General features: G+C 64.7%; 16 protein-coding genes. 13 read left to right on the top strand and 3 right to left on the bottom strand.

What is annotated here, in order from left to right; all coding sequences use genetic code 11:
• The first annotated feature begins 1 nt into the window (after position 1).
• The 5 genes from PSV26_RS13445 to PSV26_RS13425 all read left to right on the top strand — a co-directional run bounded on the left by PSV26_RS13445 (position 2) and on the right by PSV26_RS13425 (position 4588).
• Entirely contained in the window at positions 2 to 967 is a 966-nt protein-coding gene (locus tag PSV26_RS13445) for a branched-chain amino acid ABC transporter permease (RefSeq protein ID WP_300518835.1), read from the top strand.
• Positions 964 to 1770 (top strand): ABC transporter ATP-binding protein, encoded by an 807-nt coding sequence (locus PSV26_RS13440; RefSeq protein ID WP_300571404.1) that lies wholly within the window; start codon positions 964 to 966, stop codon positions 1768 to 1770. The genes PSV26_RS13445 and PSV26_RS13440 overlap by 4 nt, the downstream gene beginning before the upstream one ends.
• Positions 1763 to 2467 carry an ABC transporter ATP-binding protein gene (locus PSV26_RS13435; RefSeq protein WP_300571403.1) on the top strand — a complete coding sequence of 235 codons (705 nt, stop codon included), beginning with the start codon at positions 1763 to 1765 and terminating at the stop codon, positions 2465 to 2467. The genes PSV26_RS13440 and PSV26_RS13435 overlap by 8 nt, the downstream gene beginning before the upstream one ends.
• 189 nt (positions 2468 to 2656) lie before the next feature.
• Positions 2657 to 3622 (top strand): tripartite tricarboxylate transporter substrate binding protein, encoded by a 966-nt coding sequence (locus tag PSV26_RS13430; RefSeq protein ID WP_300571401.1) that lies wholly within the window; start codon positions 2657 to 2659, stop codon positions 3620 to 3622.
• A gap of 63 nt (positions 3623 to 3685) precedes the next feature.
• Positions 3686 to 4588, top strand: a complete 903-nt coding sequence (locus PSV26_RS13425) for an NAD(P)-dependent oxidoreductase (RefSeq protein ID WP_300571399.1) — start codon at positions 3686 to 3688, stop codon at positions 4586 to 4588.
• Here PSV26_RS13425 and PSV26_RS13420 read toward each other — a convergent pair.
• Complete coding sequence (locus PSV26_RS13420) at positions 4579 to 5511, bottom strand: LysR substrate-binding domain-containing protein (RefSeq protein ID WP_300518846.1); 933 nt, start codon at positions 5509 to 5511, stop codon at positions 4579 to 4581. The two genes, PSV26_RS13425 and PSV26_RS13420, sit on opposite strands and share 10 nt — an antisense overlap.
• Positions 5512 to 5702: 191 nt before the next feature.
• Between PSV26_RS13420 and PSV26_RS13415 the strand changes: the two genes are divergently transcribed.
• The 8 genes from PSV26_RS13415 to PSV26_RS13380 are packed head-to-tail and all read left to right on the top strand — an operon-like array spanning position 5703 to position 12435.
• Positions 5703 to 6392: a substrate-binding domain-containing protein gene (locus PSV26_RS13415; RefSeq protein WP_300571397.1), complete on the top strand. Its 690-nt coding sequence runs from the start codon at positions 5703 to 5705 to the stop codon at positions 6390 to 6392.
• Positions 6393 to 6440: 48 nt separating this feature from the next.
• A complete protein-coding gene (locus PSV26_RS13410; RefSeq protein ID WP_300571760.1) occupies positions 6441 to 7469 on the top strand; it encodes an amidohydrolase family protein in 1029 nt (342 codons plus the stop codon).
• A 2-nt stretch (positions 7470 to 7471) separates the two neighbouring features.
• Positions 7472 to 8155 (top strand): 4-carboxy-4-hydroxy-2-oxoadipate aldolase/oxaloacetate decarboxylase, encoded by a 684-nt coding sequence (gene ligK, locus PSV26_RS13405; protein ID WP_300519626.1) that lies wholly within the window; start codon positions 7472 to 7474, stop codon positions 8153 to 8155.
• A 21-nt stretch (positions 8156 to 8176) separates the two neighbouring features.
• Complete coding sequence (locus PSV26_RS13400; RefSeq protein ID WP_300571758.1) at positions 8177 to 9100, top strand: amidohydrolase family protein; 924 nt, start codon at positions 8177 to 8179, stop codon at positions 9098 to 9100.
• A gap of 40 nt (positions 9101 to 9140) precedes the next feature.
• The gene (ligA, locus tag PSV26_RS13395; protein WP_300518850.1) at positions 9141 to 9575 is read left to right on the top strand and encodes a protocatechuate 4,5-dioxygenase subunit alpha; all 435 of its coding nucleotides are present in this window, start codon (positions 9141 to 9143) and stop codon (positions 9573 to 9575) included.
• Positions 9576 to 9584: 9 nt separating this feature from the next.
• Positions 9585 to 10439, top strand: a complete 855-nt coding sequence (locus tag PSV26_RS13390) for a class III extradiol dioxygenase subunit beta (protein WP_300571395.1) — start codon at positions 9585 to 9587, stop codon at positions 10437 to 10439.
• Positions 10440 to 11399 (top strand): Gfo/Idh/MocA family oxidoreductase, encoded by a 960-nt coding sequence (locus PSV26_RS13385; RefSeq protein ID WP_300571393.1) that lies wholly within the window; start codon positions 10440 to 10442, stop codon positions 11397 to 11399.
• A 31-nt stretch (positions 11400 to 11430) separates the two neighbouring features.
• Positions 11431 to 12435: an aldo/keto reductase gene (locus PSV26_RS13380; protein ID WP_300571391.1), complete on the top strand. Its 1005-nt coding sequence runs from the start codon at positions 11431 to 11433 to the stop codon at positions 12433 to 12435.
• 97 nt (positions 12436 to 12532) lie between these two features.
• Here PSV26_RS13380 and PSV26_RS13375 read toward each other — a convergent pair whose 3' ends face one another.
• Entirely contained in the window at positions 12533 to 13582 is a 1050-nt protein-coding gene (locus PSV26_RS13375) for a zinc-dependent alcohol dehydrogenase (protein WP_300571389.1), read from the bottom strand.
• Between the two features lie 293 nt (positions 13583 to 13875).
• Entirely contained in the window at positions 13876 to 16275 is a 2400-nt protein-coding gene (gene rpoD / locus PSV26_RS13370) for an RNA polymerase sigma factor RpoD (protein WP_300571387.1), read from the bottom strand.
• Positions 16276 to 16509: the final 234 nt, after the last annotated feature.

Genomic DNA, 16509 nt, shown 5'->3' with positions numbered 1-16509 from the left:
CATGACTGCCCAACAATCCTTGCTCAAGCAAAGCCGATGGAAAGCCTGGGAGCCGCTGCTGTGGCTGCTGGCCTTTGCCGCGCCCGTGGTGTTGCCCGGCCATGCCATGCTGATCAGCGAGATCGCCATCGTTGCCCTGTTTGCGATATCGCTGGACCTGATCCTCGGCTACACCGGCATCGTCTCGCTGGGCCATGCGGCCTTTTTTGGCCTGGGCGGTTATGCCGCGGCCCTGTTTGCCAAGCTGGTCATGCCCGATCCGCTGGTGGGTCTGGCCTTCGGCATGGCGGTGGCGACGCTCACGGGGGCGCTGTTCTCGCTGACCATCATGCGCGGCAGTGACCTGACACGCCTCATGGTGACCCTGGGTGCGGGCCTGATCCTGATGGAGCTGGCCAACAAGCTGGACTGGCTCACAGGCGGCGCCGACGGCCTGCAGGGTGTGGTCATGGGTCCGGTGCTGGGGCGTTTTGAGTTTGACCTGACCGGCCGCACGGCGGCTTATTACGCCTTGAGCGTGCTGCTGGTTTTCTTCCTGCTGATGCGCCGCGTTGTGCATTCCCCGTTTGGCGCGACGCTGACGGCGATCCGCGACAACCGGCTGCGCGCCATGGCCATTGGCATTCCGGTGTCGTCGCGGCTCGCCTTGTCGTACACCGTGGCGGCCGGTGTGGCCGGGGCGGCCGGAGCCTTGCTGACCCAGACCACGGGTTTTGCGTCGCTGGACCTGTTCGAGTTTCACCGTTCGGCGGACGTGATGCTGATGCTGGTGGTCGGCGGTGTCGGCTGGCTCTACGGTGGCATCGTCGGCGCGGTGGTGTTCAAGCTGATGCAGGACACGCTGTCGAACATCACGCCGCAATACTGGACCTTCTGGATCGGCCTGTTCCTGGTGGTGCTGGTGCTGGTCGGGCGCGAGCGCCTGCTGCGGCCCTGGACCTGGTTCCGGAAGCGGGGCGGCGCATGACACAGACCGTGCTTCAGGCCAGCGGTCTGGTGATGCGTTTTGGCGGCATCACCGCCACCAATAACGTCACGCTGAACCTGCAAAAAGGCGCGCGCCACGCGCTGATCGGCCCCAACGGCGCCGGCAAGACAACGCTGATCAACCTGCTGACGGGGGTGTTGCAGCCGACCGAAGGGCGCATCACCCTGCTTGGCGAAGACATCACGCAACTGGCGCCGCACCAGCGTGTGAAGCGCGGCATGGTGCGCACCTTCCAGATCAACCAGCTGTTCGACTCCCTGAGCCCGCTGCAGACGCTGGCGCTGACGGTGTCGCAACACCGGGGCCTGGGCCTGCGCTGGTGGCAGGCGCTGGGGCGCAACGCCGCGGTGAACGAGCGTTGTGCGCAGCTGCTGGAGCAGTTTCACCTGACCGAGGTGATGGACCAGCCGACCCGCGTGCTGGCCTACGGCAAGCGCCGACTGCTGGAAATTGCGATTGCACTGGCCTGCGAGCCGCGCGTGCTGCTGCTCGACGAGCCGGTGGCCGGTGTGCCCGCCGGCGAACGCGAAGAGCTGCTGCAAACCGTGGCAGCGCTGCCGGCCGACGTGTCGGTGCTGCTGATCGAACACGACATGGACCTCGTGTTCAGCTTTGCCACCCGCATGACGGTGCTGGTCAACGGCACGGTGCTGACCGAAGGCGACCCGGCGCAGATTGCCAACGATCCCGAGGTCAAGGCGGTCTACCTGGGTCATGGCGACGATGCCAGAGACGCGAAAGACGCGAAAAAAGACGCCCGAGGGGAGGCCCGGCATGGCTGAACTGCTTCGGGTTGAAAATCTGAGCGCCGGTTACGGCGAGGCGGTGGTGCTGCAGGGTGTGTCGCTGTCGCTGGATGAAGGCAAGACGCTGGCGCTGCTGGGGCGCAACGGCACCGGCAAGACCACGTTGATCAACACGCTGGCCGGCGCCACGCGCCAGCACGGTGGCAGTATCCTGCTGGCGGGCAAGGCGCTGCACAAGATGGCGCCGCACGAACGCGCCGCCGCCGGCATAGGCTGGGTGCCGCAGGAGCGCAACATCTTCAAGTCGCTGACGGTGCATGAAAACCTGACCGCGGTGGCGCGGCCGGGCCGCTGGACACCGGACCGGGTCTACGAGATGTTTCCGCGCCTGGGCGAACGCAAGACCAACCTGGGCACGCAGCTGTCGGGCGGCGAGCAGCAGATGCTGGCAGTCGGCCGCGCGCTGGTGCTCAACCCGCGCCTGCTGCTGCTCGACGAGCCGCTCGAAGGCCTGGCGCCCATCATCGTCGAGGAGTTGCTGCTGGCGATTCGCCGCGTGACACGGGACGAAGGACTGTCGGCCATCATCGTCGAGCAGCATCCGCAGGCGATCCTGAGAATCTCCGACAGCGCGGTGGTGCTGGACCGCGGCACGGTGGTGCACGCCGGCACGGCGGACGAGTTGCTTGATCAGCCGCAGTTGCTTGAGCAACTGCTGGGTGTGGCGCGCTGACCCTGCTTTGTCATTGATTTGCTGTTGATTGGCTATTGATTGGCTACTGAATTGATAGCTGGTTGCGCATGGTAGATAAGGGCTGGAGCCACTTTTGATTCATGGTCCTGCCGGCGCAGCCCCTGGCTGGTGCCGGCTGCGCCGCCGGATGGACCAAAATGGCTCGGTGCCAATGATCGCGAGGACACCATGATTTTTAAACGCCTGGCCGCCAGCCTGCTGGCCTGCCTGATGCTGGCCTTGCCGGCCGCGGCCCAGACCTTTCCCAGCAAACCGATCCGCATCGTGGTGCCTTTTGGCGCAGGCGGCGTGGCCGACCTGACCGCGCGCACGGTGGCGCAAAAACTCGGCGAGTCGCTGGGCCAGCCGGTGCTGATCGACAACAAGCCCGGCGCCGGCGGGGTGGTGGCCGGCGAGATGGTGGCCCGGGCCGAGCCCGACGGCCACACCCTGCTGCTGATGTCCAACGGCACGGCGGTCAGTGCGGGTCTGTTCAAGTCGCTGCCGTTTGATGCGGTGCGCGATTTCGCGCCGGTCTCCACGCTCGGCTTTTTCGACATTGCCGTGGTGACGCCCGCCGATTCGAAATTCCGCACGCTTGGCGACCTGCTGGCGTTTGCCAGGGCCAACCCCGGCAAACTCAACCTCGGCAGCATCAACGTCGGCAGCACGCAGAACCTGGCCGCCGAGCTGTTCAAGATCAGCTCCGGGGCCGACGTGCAGATTGTCCCGTTCAACGGCACACCGGCGGTGGTCACGGCCCTGCGCGGCGGCCAGATCGACGCGGCGGTGGAGATCCTCGGCCCCCTCCTGCCGCAGATCCGGGCCGGCACCCTGCGCGCGCTGGCTGTCACCGGCGACAGGCGCGCCGCGGTGCTGCCCGAGGTGCCGACGGCCAAAGAAAGCGGCCTGCCCACCTTTGTGGCCTCCAGCTGGAACGCGCTGGCCGCACCGGCCAAAACGCCGCCCGGTGTGATTGCGCGGCTGAACCGCGAAGTGGTGGCCGCCGTCAACGCGCCCGAGGTGCGCAGGAAGCTGGCCGCGCTGAACGTCGAAGCGCGCGGCAGTTCACCCGAACAGGCCGCCGAACTGCTGGCCGGTGAAACCAGGCGCTGGGGCGAGGTGATCCGTCGCGCCAGGATTCCGACCCAGTAACGAAGCGCATGAAGCGATCGGGTCGGCGACAAGGCGGACCCATCAAGCACAGGAGAAACATCCGTGAAGTTTGAACATATCGGCATGGTGGGTTATGGCGAGGTCGGCAAAATTTTCACCGCCGGCCTCAAGGACCGGGTGGCGGGCATCAGCGCCTGGGACCTCAGCTTCGAGGCGCCGGCCCTGAGCGACGCGCAGCGCGCCCATGCGGCGCAGGCCGGTGTGGCGGGGTCTGCATCCATGGCGGCCTTGTGCGCGCGGGCCGACCTCATCATCTCGGCGGTCACGGCGTCCAGCACGCTGGCCGTGGCGCAGGCGGCCGCCGCCCATGTGCGGCGCGGCACGATTTTTCTGGACCTCAATTCCGCGTCACCCGGCACCAGGCAGCAGGCCGCGGCACTGATAGACGCTGCGGGGGGGCACTATGTCGAAGCCGGTGTGATGACCTCGGTGCCGCCCTACGGCATCCAGGTGCCTATGCTGCTGGGCGGCGCGCGTGCGGCCGAACTGGCCGGCGTGCTGGCGGGCTGGGGCATGGATGCGAAGGTCGTCAGCGAGAAGATTGGTGTGGCCAGCGCCATCAAGATGTGCCGCAGCGTGATGATCAAGGGCCTGGAGGCGCTGGTCATCGAGAGTTACACCACGGCCCGCGCCTACGGCGTCGAGGACCACGTGCTGCCGACGCTGGCCGAAACCTTCCCCAGCATCGACTGGGACAAGCAGGGCGCCTACTTTTTCAGCCGTGTGGTGCAGCACGGCCAGCGCCGTGCCGAGGAAATGCGCGAGGCGGCCAACACCGTGCGAGAGGCCGGCGGCGGCTTCGAGCCTTTCATGGCGGCGGCGATTGCCGGCAAGCAGCAGTGGGTGGCCGACCAGGCCCGGGCCGGCGTGTTTGCCGGCCTTGGCAAGGACGCCCGCTGGCAGGACTATGCGGACCGCTTGCTGCAACCACCGGGTCAGGCATAAGGCTTGATGGCCTCGACCACCACCGACTTGACCACCTCGACCGCCATTTTCTGCGTGTCGGTGCTGGCGCGGCGCGAGGAGCGCGCCAGCATCAGCTCGCTCATGATGCGCGGCGAGTGGATGCTGCGCAGCAGGAAGGGCGCTGGATCATCGACGTTGCTCAGCGTGTAGCTTGGCAACACGGCATGGCCCATGCCCTCCTTGACCAGGCTCAGGATGGCGTTCAGGCCGTCTACTTCCAGCGTGATCTGCGGCTTGCGGCCGATGGTGATCATTTCGCTCTCGATCAGGATGCGGAAAGCGTTGGGGCGGCTGGGCAGGATCAGGGGCAGCTCGGCCACCTCGGCGAGGCTGATGGGCTGCCGCTTGCCTGCCCGGCCTTTTTTCGCCGCACCGGCCTTGAGACTGGTCCGGGGGGAAATCAGCACCAGCTCTTCGGTGTGCAGCGTCGTGATGTCCAGCTCGGGTGAACGCTCGGAGTTGTAGAGCACGGCCATGTCGAGGTTGCCCACACGCAGGCCCTCGTGCATGAGCACCGAAAAGCCCTCGGTGAGCGTCAGCTGGGCGAGCGGCAACTGCTGGCGGAAAGCCCGGGTGAGCGGGACCGTGATCAGTTTGGACAGGCTGGGCGGCAGGCCGATGGACACCCGGCCGGCCAGCGCGCCACGCGCGGCGCCCAGTTCTTCGCGGGCCACTTCCACCTGGTGCAGGATGCCGCGCCCGTGCTTGAGCAGCAGCTTGCCGGCTTCCGTCGGGAGGGCGCCGCGCCCGTTGCGGGTCAGCAGGTTCTGCCGCAGCTCCACTTCGAGCAGGCGGATCTGGCGGCTCAGTGCGGGCTGGGCAATGTCCAGCGCAATCGAGGCGCGCGTGAAGCTGCCGAGTTCGGCCACGCGTACAAAATATTCAAGCTGCTTGAGGTCCATGACGGGGAGGGGTGGTGCGTCTGCGGCGTTGTCCTGGCATTGTTCTGCAGTTGTCCTGAATGGATATAACAGGCTGCGATCAATGCCGGTATGTTATATCAGCTAGAAACCGCGCTGCCTTGGCGCGGGGCAGTGCCGTCGTCACAATCAAAGGCATGACCCTCCACGCTCACTCACGCTGACTGACTGCCATGACAACCGACATCAAGGGCATTTCCTCCATGGCGACCCGCCTGGTACTGGGCGATCTGGTGGCGGCTTTCCAGCAGCAGTCGGGCTGCCGCGTGGCCGTCGAGTCGGTCGGCGGGGTCGATGCGGCCAAACGCGTGCAGGCCGGCGAGGCCTTGGATGTGGTGATCCTGGCGTCCGACGCGATCGACAAGCTGATCGCCTCCGGCCAGGTGCTGGCCGGCAGCAGGGTGGACCTGGTCCGTTCGGGTGTGGCCGTTGCCGTGCGCGCCGGTGCGGCCAGACCCGACATCTCGACGGAGGACGCGCTGCGAGAGGCGGTGCGGGCTGCGCGCAGCATCAGTTACTCGACCGGGCCCAGCGGCGTGGCGCTGGCCGGCTTGTTCGAGCGCTGGGGCATGACCGACGAAATCAAGAGCCGTATCATCACACCGCCGCCGGGCATTCCGGTCGGTTCGCTGGTGGCGCGCGGCGAGGTCGAGCTGGGCTTTCAGCAACTGAGTGAGTTGATGCACCTCGAAGGCATCACCGTGCTCGGGCCCTTGCCACCGGCGATCCAGATCATCACCACTTTTTCTGCCGGCGTGTGCAGCGCCACCCGCCACGCCGACGCGGTGCGCGCCATGCTGGCCTTCATGACCACACCGCAAGCCGCCGAGGCCAAGCGCCGCCAGGGCATGGACCCGGCCTGACAGACACCCCCTGCATTGCTTCCCCAGGAGACCCTTGTGAAAAAATCATTGATCATCGACTGCCACGGCCACTACACCACGGCGCCCAAGGCGCTGGAAGCGTGGCGCAACCGGCAGATCGCCGGCATCCAGGACCCGGCCCTGATGCCCAGGGTGGCCGAGCTGAAGATCAGCGACGACGAGCTGCGCGAGTCGATCGAGACCAACCAGCTGCGGCTGATGAAAGAGCGCGGCAGCGACATCACGTTGTTTTCGCCACGCGCCAGCTTCATGGCCCACCACATCGGCGACTTCAATGTCTCGTCCACCTGGGCGGCCATCTGCAACGAGCTCTGCTACCGCGTCAGCCAGCTGTTCCCGGACCACTTCGTGCCGGTGGCGATGCTGCCGCAGTCGCCCGGTGTCGATCCGGCCACCTGCATCCCTGAGCTGGAAAAGTGCGTGAAGGATTACGGCAACGTCGGCATCAACCTCAACCCCGATCCTTCCGGCGGGCACTGGACCAGCCCGCCGCTGACCGACAGGCTCTGGTACCCCATCTATGAAAAGATGGTCGAGTACGACCTGCCGGCCATGATCCACGTCTCGACCTCGTGCAACCCGGCTTTCCACACCACCGGCGCGCACTACCTGAATGCCGACACCACGGCCTTCATGCAGCTGATTCAGGGTGATCTGTTTAAGGACTTCCCGACGCTGCGTTTTCTGATTCCGCACGGCGGCGGCGCGGTGCCCTACCACTGGGGGCGCTTCCGCGGTCTGGCACAGGAAATGAAGCGTCCGCTGCTCAAGGACCACCTGCTCAACAATGTGTTCTTCGATACCTGCGTGTATCACCAGCCGGGCATCAACCTGCTCAACACCGTGATCCCGGTGAAAAACGTCCTGTTTGCCTCGGAGATGATTGGCGCGGTGCGGGGCATCGATCCGGAGACCGGCAACTACTACGACGACACCAAGCGCTACATCGAGGCTTCCCCTATCCTGAGCGCCGAGGACAAGCACCAGATTTACGAAGCCAACACGCGCCGCGTGTTCCCGCGCCTCGACGCGCTGCTCAAAAAACAGGGGAAATGAACATGTACGAACTGGGCGTTGTTTACCGCAACATCACAAGGGCCGACCGCGCTGCGGCTGATCGCATGGCGAAATACGGCTCGGCCACCGTGCACGAAGCCATGGGCCGTGTGGGCCTGATGAAAACATACATGCGGCCGATTTACCCCGGAGCGCAGATCTCGGGCACGGCGGTCACGGTGCTTCTGCAGCCCGGCGACAACTGGATGATGCATGTGGCGGCCGAGCAGATCCAGCCCGGCGACATCGTGGTGGCGGCCTGCACCACCGACAACACCGATGGCTTCTTCGGTGACCTGCTGGCCACCAGCTTCATGGCGCGGGGCGCCCGTGGCCTGATCATCGACGGCGGCTGCCGCGACGTCAAAACCCTGCAGGAGATGGGCTTTCCGGTGTGGAGCCGCGCCATCAGTTCCAAGGGCACGGTCAAGGCGACGCTGGGGTCGGTCAACATCCCGGTGGTGTGCGCGGGCATGAGCGTCAACCCCGGCGATGTGATCGTCGCCGATGACGATGGCGTGGTGGTGGTGCCGGCCGCGTTGGCGGCAAAGACCGCCGATGCCGCCGCCGCGCGTGAAGCCAACGAAGGTGAAAAACGCGCCAGGCTGGGCTCCGGCATCCTGGGTCTGGACATGTACAACATGCGTGAACCGCTGGCCAAGGCCGGCCTCAAGTACATCGACTGAAACACCGACTGAATGCTGATGATGGAAAAACCTGCGACGGGCGACTTCACCAAAACCCCGGGCTGGCTCGACTGGTACGCCGGCCCCGCCCAACCCCGCTTCAAGCTGCCTGCCGGCGCGGTGGATGCGCACTGCCACGTGTTCGGCCCGGGCGCGCAGTTTCCCTATGCGCCCGAGCGCAAGTACACGCCCTGCGACGCCTCCAAAGGCCAGCTGTTTGCACTGCGCGACCACCTGGGTTTTGACAAAAACGTGATCGTGCAGGCCACCTGCCACGGCAGCGACAACCGTGCGCTGGTCGATGCCCTGCGGCACTCGAACAACAGGGCGCGCGGCGTGGCCACCGTCAACCGCAACGTCACCGATGCCGAACTCCGGGACATGCACGACGCCGGCGTGCGCGGCACGCGCTTCAACTTTGTCAGGCGCCTGGCCGACTTCACGCCGCGCGAGGTCTTGCTGGAAATTGCCAGGCGCATTGCGCCGCTGGGCTGGCATGTGGTGGTGTATTTCGAGGCCCAGGACCTGCCCGAGCTGTACGACTTTTTCACCGCGCTGCCGACCACGGTGGTGGTGGACCACATGGGCCGACCAGACGTGAGCAAGCCGGTGGACGGCCCCGAGTTCGGGCTGTTTGTGAAGATGATGCGCGAGCATGACAACATCTGGAGCAAGGTCAGCTGCCCCGAACGGCTCAGCGTGTCCGGCCCGCCGGCGCTGAACGGCGAGCAGAACGCCTACCGCGACGTGGTGCCTTTTGCCCGGCGCCTGGTCGAGAGCTTCCCCGATCGTGTGCTGTGGGGCACCGACTGGCCGCACCCCAACCTGAAAAACCACATGCCCGACGATGGCCTGCTGGTGGACTACATTCCCCATATCGCCACCACACCCGCATTGCAGCACAAGCTGCTGGTGGACAACCCGACCCGGCTTTACTGGAGCTGACCTGCCGCCAGGCGTAACCACTGGTCAAAGAGAAACCACCATGTCCCTCGAAAAACCCTACCTCGACGTTCCCGGTACCACCATTTTTGACGCCGAACAATCCCGTCTGGGCTACCACCTGAACCAGTTCTGCATGTCGCTGATGAAGGCCGACAACCGTGCGCGCTTCAAGGCCAACGAACGCGCCTACCTCGACGAGTGGCCGATGACGGAGGAGCAGAAACAGGCGGTGCTGGCGCGCGACCTGAACCGTTGCATCAAGGCCGGTGGCAACATCTACTTCCTGGCCAAGATCGGCGCGACCGACGGCAAGAGCTTCCAGCAGATGGCCGGCAGCATGACCGGCATGACCGAAGAGGAATACCGCGACATGATGATTGCCGGCGGCCGCTCCGTCGAGGGCAACCGCGTGGTCGGGGAAGACGGCACGGCCCAGGCCCAGCACCAACCCCAAGGCAAAGCCGGTAAGAAATGAGAACCTGACATGGCCAAAATCACCGCCTCCGTTTACACCTCCCACGTGCCCGCCATCGGCGCGGCGCTCGACCTCGGCAAAAGCGGCGAGCCTTACTGGCAACCCGTGTTCAAGGGTTACGACTACTCCAAACAGTGGCTCAAGGACAACCCGCCCGACGTGATTTTCCTGGTCTACAACGACCACGCCACCGCCTTCAGCCTGGAGATGATTCCGACCTTTGCCATCGGCACGGCGGCCGAGTTCACGCCGGCCGACGAGGGCTGGGGCCCGCGCCCGGTGCCCAAGGTGATCGGCCACCCCGAACTGGCCGCGCACATTGCGCAGTCGGTCATCCAGCAGGACTTCGACCTCACCATCGTCAACAGAATGGACGTGGACCACGGCCTGACCGTGCCGCTCTCGCTGATGTGCGGCCAGCCGCAGGCCTGGCCCTGCCCGGTGATTCCGTTTGCCGTCAACGTGGTGCAGTACCCCGTGCCCTCGGGCCGGCGCTGCTTCGAGCTGGGCAAGGCGATCCGCAAGGCGGTTGAGAGTTTTGACAAACCGCTGAAGGTGCAGATCTGGGGCACGGGCGGCATGAGCCACCAGCTGCAGGGCCCGCGAGCCGGCCTGATCAACAAGGAGTTCGACAACGCCTTCCTGGATCAGCTGATCGCCGACCCGGAAGCCCTGGCATCGAAACCGCATATCGACTATGTGCGTGAGGCCGGTTCCGAAGGGATTGAGCTCGTGATGTGGCTGATCGCCCGTGGCGCCATGTCCGACGTGGCCGGTGGCCCTGCGCCCAAGGTCGCCCACCGCTTTTACCATGTGCCTGCCAGCAACACCGCGGTGGGCCACCTGATCCTGGAGAACAAGTAAATGAGCAAAACCATCAAAGTTGCACTCGCAGGCGCCGGTGCCTTCGGCATCAAACACCTCGACGGCATCAAGAACATTGAAGGCGTGGAAGTTGTTTCGCTGATCAGCCGCGATCTGGAGAAGACGAAAGAAGTCGCTGCCAAATACGGCATCGGCCATGTCACCACCAACCTTGCCGACAGCCTGGCGCTCAAGGAAGTGGATGCCGTCATCCTGTGCACGCCGACCCAGATGCATGCCGAGCAGAGCATTGCCTGCATGAAGGCCGGCAAACACGTGCAGGTGGAGATCCCGCTGGCCGACACGCTCAAGGGCGCCCAGGACGTGGTGGCCTTGCAGAAGCAGACCGGGCTGGTCGCCATGTGCGGCCATACGCGCCGCTTCAACCCCAGCCACCAGTATGTGCACAAGGAAATTGCGGCAGGGCGCTTCAACATCCAGCAGATGGATGTGCAGACCTATTTCTTCCGCCGCAGCAACATGAATGCGCTGGGCCAGCCGCGCAGCTGGACCGACCACCTGCTGTGGCACCACGCGGCCCACACGGTGGACCTGTTTGCTTATCAGTGCGGCAGCCCCATCGTGAAAGCCAATGCCCTCCAGGGGCCGATCCACCCGGGACTGGGCATTGCCATGGACATGAGCATCCAGCTCAAGGCGGCCAACGGCGCCATCTGCACCCTGAGCCTGTCCTTCAACAACGACGGGCCGCTGGGCACCTTCTTCCGCTACATCGGCGACAGCGCCACCTACCTGGCGCGTTACGACGACCTCTTCAACGGCAAGGAAGAAAAGATCGACGTCAGCAAGGTGGACGTGTCCATGAACGGTATCGAGCTGCAGGATCGCGAATTTTTTGCCGCCATCCGCGAAGGCCGCGAACCCAATGCCAGCGTCGCCAAAGTGCTGCCGTGTTACCAGGTGCTGCACGACCTGGAACAGCAACTGAACAGCAACTGAACAGCCATTGAACAACAACTGAACAGAAACCATGGCACTTCCTGTCCGCAAGATCGGTCCCTTCGACGTCTCGGCCATCGGCCTGGGCTGCATGAACCTGAGCCACGCCTACGGCACGCCACCGTCGGCCGAGCAGGGCGAACGCGTCTTGCTGGCCGCGCTGGATGCCGGCGTCACGCTGTTCGATACCGCTGCACTGTACGGCTTTGGCGCCAATGAAACCCTGATTGGCAGGGTGCTCTCAAAACACCGCAGCCGCTTCACGCTGGCCAGCAAAGGCGGCATGGCGGGCGTGCAGTTTGACGATGGCATCAAACGCGTCATCGACGGCCGGCCCGAGACGATCCGCAAAAATTGCGAGGACAGCCTGCAGCGCCTGCAGACCGATGTGATCGACCTCTACTACCCGCACCGCTGGGACAAGAAGGTGCCGATCGAAGACAGCGTGGGCGCCATGGCGGAACTGGTACGCGCAGGCAAGGTGCGGGCCATCGGCCTGTCCGAAGTCTCGGCCAGCACGCTGCGCAAGGCCCATGCGGTGCATCCGATTGCGGCCGTGCAGACCGAGTATTCGCTGTGGACGCGCAACCCCGAGATCGCCGTGCTCGATACCTGCCGTCAACTGGGCGCGGCCTTTGTCGCCTTCAGCCCGGTGGCGCGCGGCTTTCTGTGTGACGCGCTGCACGATGTCGGCACCTTGCTGCCCAAGGACATCCGCAGCGCCATGCCGCGTTTTGCCCCCGACAATTACGCAGCCAACTTGAAGCTGCTGCCGCCCTACAAGGCGCTGGCCCAGGAGGCGGGCTGCACGCCGGCACAACTCGCGCTGGCCTGGCTGCTGCACAAGGCGCCGCACATCATCCCGATTCCTGGCACGACCAGCGTGGCGCACCTGCAGGAGGACCTGGGCTCGGCGGCGGTGCAACTCAGCACCGAGGTTTTCGCGAAGGTGGAAGCGCTGATCAACCAGGGCACGGTCACCGGTCATCGCTACAGCACCCAAAGCCGCAGCGAGGTGGATACTGAAGACTTTTAAAGCGCCAGTCGGGGCCGGGCGCTTCAGGTTTGAGTGCTATTGAAACAGGAGCTTGGTGCACCCGTCCAGAAAGGGTTGGAGGCCTCTTCCTTATAAATCAAGCGGCGCGGCCGTCTGCGTGGGCGTCGCCGCAACAGCGCAGCACCACACGGCCGTTGATCTGGCCGCGGCGCATGCGTTCGAAGACCGCGTTGACCTCGGCCAGCGGCTGCGTGTCGATGATGCAGCGCAGCTGGCCGTCGGCGGCCATCTGCAGCACCGCGCGCATGTCGTCGCGCGTGCCCACCGACGAGGCGACAATGCGCGCTTCCAGCCCCACCAGCGCCAGTGCCGGAAAGCTCAGCGGCTCGGCGGGCAGGCCCACTACTGACAACACGCCGTTGGGCCGCAGGCACTTGAGCGCCGTGTCGTAGGCGGCCCGCGCGGCCGAGGTGACCACGGCCACGTGCACGCCGCCGGCCTTGCGCAGCGCCTTGATGTCGTCGGCGCTGCCGGCGTTCAGCACCTGCGCGGCGCCCAGTTCCTTGGCCAGCACCAGCTTTGCCGCATCCAGGTCGAGCGCAATCACCTCCGCGCCCCAGGCCCGCGCGATCTGCACCGCCAGGTGGCCCAGGCCGCCGACGCCGAACACGGCGACCTTCTGACCGGCCGCCACGCCGGCGCGCTTGAGCGCCCGGTACACCGTCAGCCCGGCGCAAAACAGCGGCGCGGCTTCTTCGGAGCTCAGCGTGGCGGGAATCGGCAATGCGTGGCTGGCACGCGCCACCATGTAATCGGCGTAGCCACCGTCCACCATGACGCCGGTGATGACGGCCCGGCGGCACAGGTTTTCCAGGCCCTCCAGGCAGGGCGCGCAGATGCCGCAGGTGCTGTGGTTCCAGGCCACGCCCACGCGTTCGCCCAGGGCCAGGTGCGTCACGTTGGCACCGCGCTCGACGACACGGCCGACCACCTCATGGCCGGGAATCAGGTCAGGCTTGGTGATGGCCTGGAGCGCGGGCTGGTCGCCCTCGGCCACGTGCAGGTCCGAGTGACAGACGCCGCAGGCCTCGACCGCGATCAGCACATCGTCCGGCCCCGGGACCGGACGCGGCACCTCTTCGATGCTGAGGGTGTGGCCGAAGGTGTGAAGGACAGCAGCTTGCATAAGAACTCCCGGTTCGTCACGGCGCCTGCCGCGCTGGTGATGGGATTGTAGGGAGCTGGCCCCGAGGACACGGGCTCCTGCGCCAAAGGCTGTGGCCAGCAAGTGGCAGTTGCTATCGTTTGAGTAGCTGGTAGCGCCCGTCCAGAAAGGGTCGGGGGCCGATTTGATCAAGATTTTGAGATGACGGCCAGCTCGCCTGCAGGGCATCGTTTACCCATAAAAAAGCCTCAGGACCGCTGGACGCGGGCCTGAGGCTTTTTTTATCCATCCCGGGACAAGCCCCCGGCAGGGGATCAGAGCGTGTCGATGAAGCTGCGCAGCTTGTCCGAACGCGAAGGGTGCTTGAGCTTGCGCAAGGCCTTGGCTTCGATCTGGCGGATGCGTTCACGCGTCACGTCGAACTGCTTGCCGACTTCTTCCAGCGTGTGGTCGGTGCTCATCTCGATGCCGAAACGCATGCGCAGCACCTTGGCTTCGCGCGGTGTCAGGCTGTCGAGGATGTCTTTCACCACATCGCGCAGGCCGGCCTGCATGGCTGCTTCCAGCGGTGCGGTGTTGGCGCTGTCCTCGATGAAGTCGCCGAGGTGCGAATCGTCGTCGTCGCCAATCGGTGTTTCCATCGAGATTGGCTCTTTGGCGATCTTCATGATCTTGCGGATCTTGTCTTCAGGAATTTCCATCTTCTCGGCCAGGATGCTGGCGTCCGGCTCGAAGCCGAACTCCTGCAGATGCTGGCGCGACAGGCGATTCATCTTGTTGATGGTCTCGATCATGTGCACCGGGATGCGGATGGTGCGGGCCTGGTCGGCGATCGAACGCGTGATCGCCTGGCGAATCCACCAGGTCGCATAGGTCGAGAACTTGTAGCCGCGGCGGTATTCGAACTTGTCGACCGCCTTCATCAAACCGATGTTGCCTTCCTGGATCAGGTCCAGGAACTGCAGGCCGCGGTTGGTGTACTTTTTCGCGATCGAGATCACCAGGCGCAAGTTGGCCTCGATCATCTCTTTCTTGGCGTCGCGCGAGTTGGTCTCGCCTTCGTTCATGCGCTTGTTGATGTCCTTGAGCTGGGCCAGCGGCACGACCACGCGGGCTTGCAGCTCGCCGAGCTTGGTCTGCAGTTCCTGGATGGGCGGAATGTTGCGTGCCATGATGACGGACCAGGGCTTGCCGGAAGCCACCTGTTTCTCGACCCATTTGAGGTTGAGCAGGTTGGGCGGGAAGTCCTTGATGAAGACTTCCTGCGGCATCCCGCACTTCTCGACGATGATGCGGCGCAGCTCGCGCTCTTTCTTGCGCACGTCCAGCACCTGGCCGCGCAGCAGATCGCACAGTTTTTCAATCGTCTTGGCGGTGAACCGCACGGTCATGAGTTCGTCGCTCAGGGCTTTCTGGGCCTTGGTATAGGCGGGTGTGCCCCAGCCTTCCTTGTCGTAGGTCTTGTGGACTTTTTCGAACAGGGAGGCGATGGTGTCGAAGCGGCTCAGCGCTTCCTTCTTCAGCTCTTCGAGCTTCTTGGTCAGCGCCTTGGAGCCGCCCTTGCCGTCGTCGTCGTCTTCCTCGTCGAACTCGTCAAAGTCTTCTTCGGCCACGTAGTCGTCGGCTTCGTTGGGGTTGGAAAAACCGTCGACCACGGTGGAGATGACCACCTTGCCTTCGCGGATGTCTTCACCCAGGCGCAGGATCTCGGCAATCGTGGCCGGGCTTTCGGAGATGGCTTCCATCATCTTCATCAAGCCACCCTCGATGCGCTTGGCGATCTCGATCTCGCCTTCGCGCGTCAGCAACTCGACCGTGCCCATTTCACGCATGTACATGCGGACCGGGTCGGTGGTGCGGCCGAACTCGCTGTCCACGGTGGACAGGGCGGCTTCGGCGGCTTCCTCGGCTTCCTCTTCGGTGGAGCCGGCGGGCGCGTTGGCGGTGATCAGCAGGGTTTCCGCATCGGGTGTCTGCTCGTACACGGCCACGCCGAGGTCGTTCAGGGTGACGATCACTGCGTCCAGCGTCTCGGCGTCGATCAGCTTGTCGGGCAGGTGATCGGAGATTTCGCCGTGCGTCAGGTAGCCGCGGGTCTTGCCGAGCTTGATCAGCGCTTTCAGGCGGGCACGGCGCTTGGCCATGTCTTCTTCGGACAGCACGGTTTCGTCCAGGCCGAATTCCTTCATCAAGGCACGTTCCTTGGCCTTGCTGATCTTCATGCGCAGCGGTTTGACCTTTTCGGTGGTTTCCACCACCGGCTCGCCGACCAGATCGTCCTCGATGTCGGACATGTCCTCGTCGCCGTCACCCTTGATGGCGACCTTCGGCTTGCGGCCGCGCTTGGCGCCGCCGGCTTCCACGGCGGCAGCGGGGTTCTTCGGCGGGCGACCGGGTTTCTTTTTCACGGGCACGTCGGCACCGGCTGCGGTCGGGGTGACTTTCAGCTCGGCTTCTTTTTTGGCAGCAGGTTTGGCGGTGGAGGCGGGAGACTTGGTCGGCACAGGGGGCACTTTCTTGACGGGCTTTTCAGATTTCAGGGGCGCTTTGGGCGCTGCGGCTTTTTTGCCGGGAACTGGTCTGGATATGGCGGTTTTTGCGGGTTTTTCAAGCTTGCTGGTAGTCTTCTTGACGGGCGGTCGGGCCGCAGGCTTGGCTGCGGCTTTGGACTTGGGCACGGCTTTGGCGGACTTGCTGGACTTTTGAGCAGGCATGGCGAACTCCCGATGAAAAACTTCCTTCAACAGACTGGGTTCCCGGGCACCTGACGAAAGTCAGCACGCGGGCACAAAAAATGCCCGGGCCGGACGGCTGGGCATTTGCAGGCAAGTTGTTTGGGCGAACATTTGGTGTGCAGTCCTTGCGGGGAGGTGGCCCTTCAACCTGTGAGGTCCCGTTCTTGCGGGGGGCTGGTACCGGAGGTGCTGCTGTCGCGCTTGCCGTAGCGG

Origin of the sequence: Polaromonas sp. (genome assembly GCF_029945685.1) — a bacterium.
In the GTDB taxonomy this organism is placed as follows: domain Bacteria; phylum Pseudomonadota; class Gammaproteobacteria; order Burkholderiales; family Burkholderiaceae_C; genus Polaromonas.
Note: the sequence above shows the minus strand (reverse complement) of the source record. Positions and strands in the feature narration are given on the sequence as shown.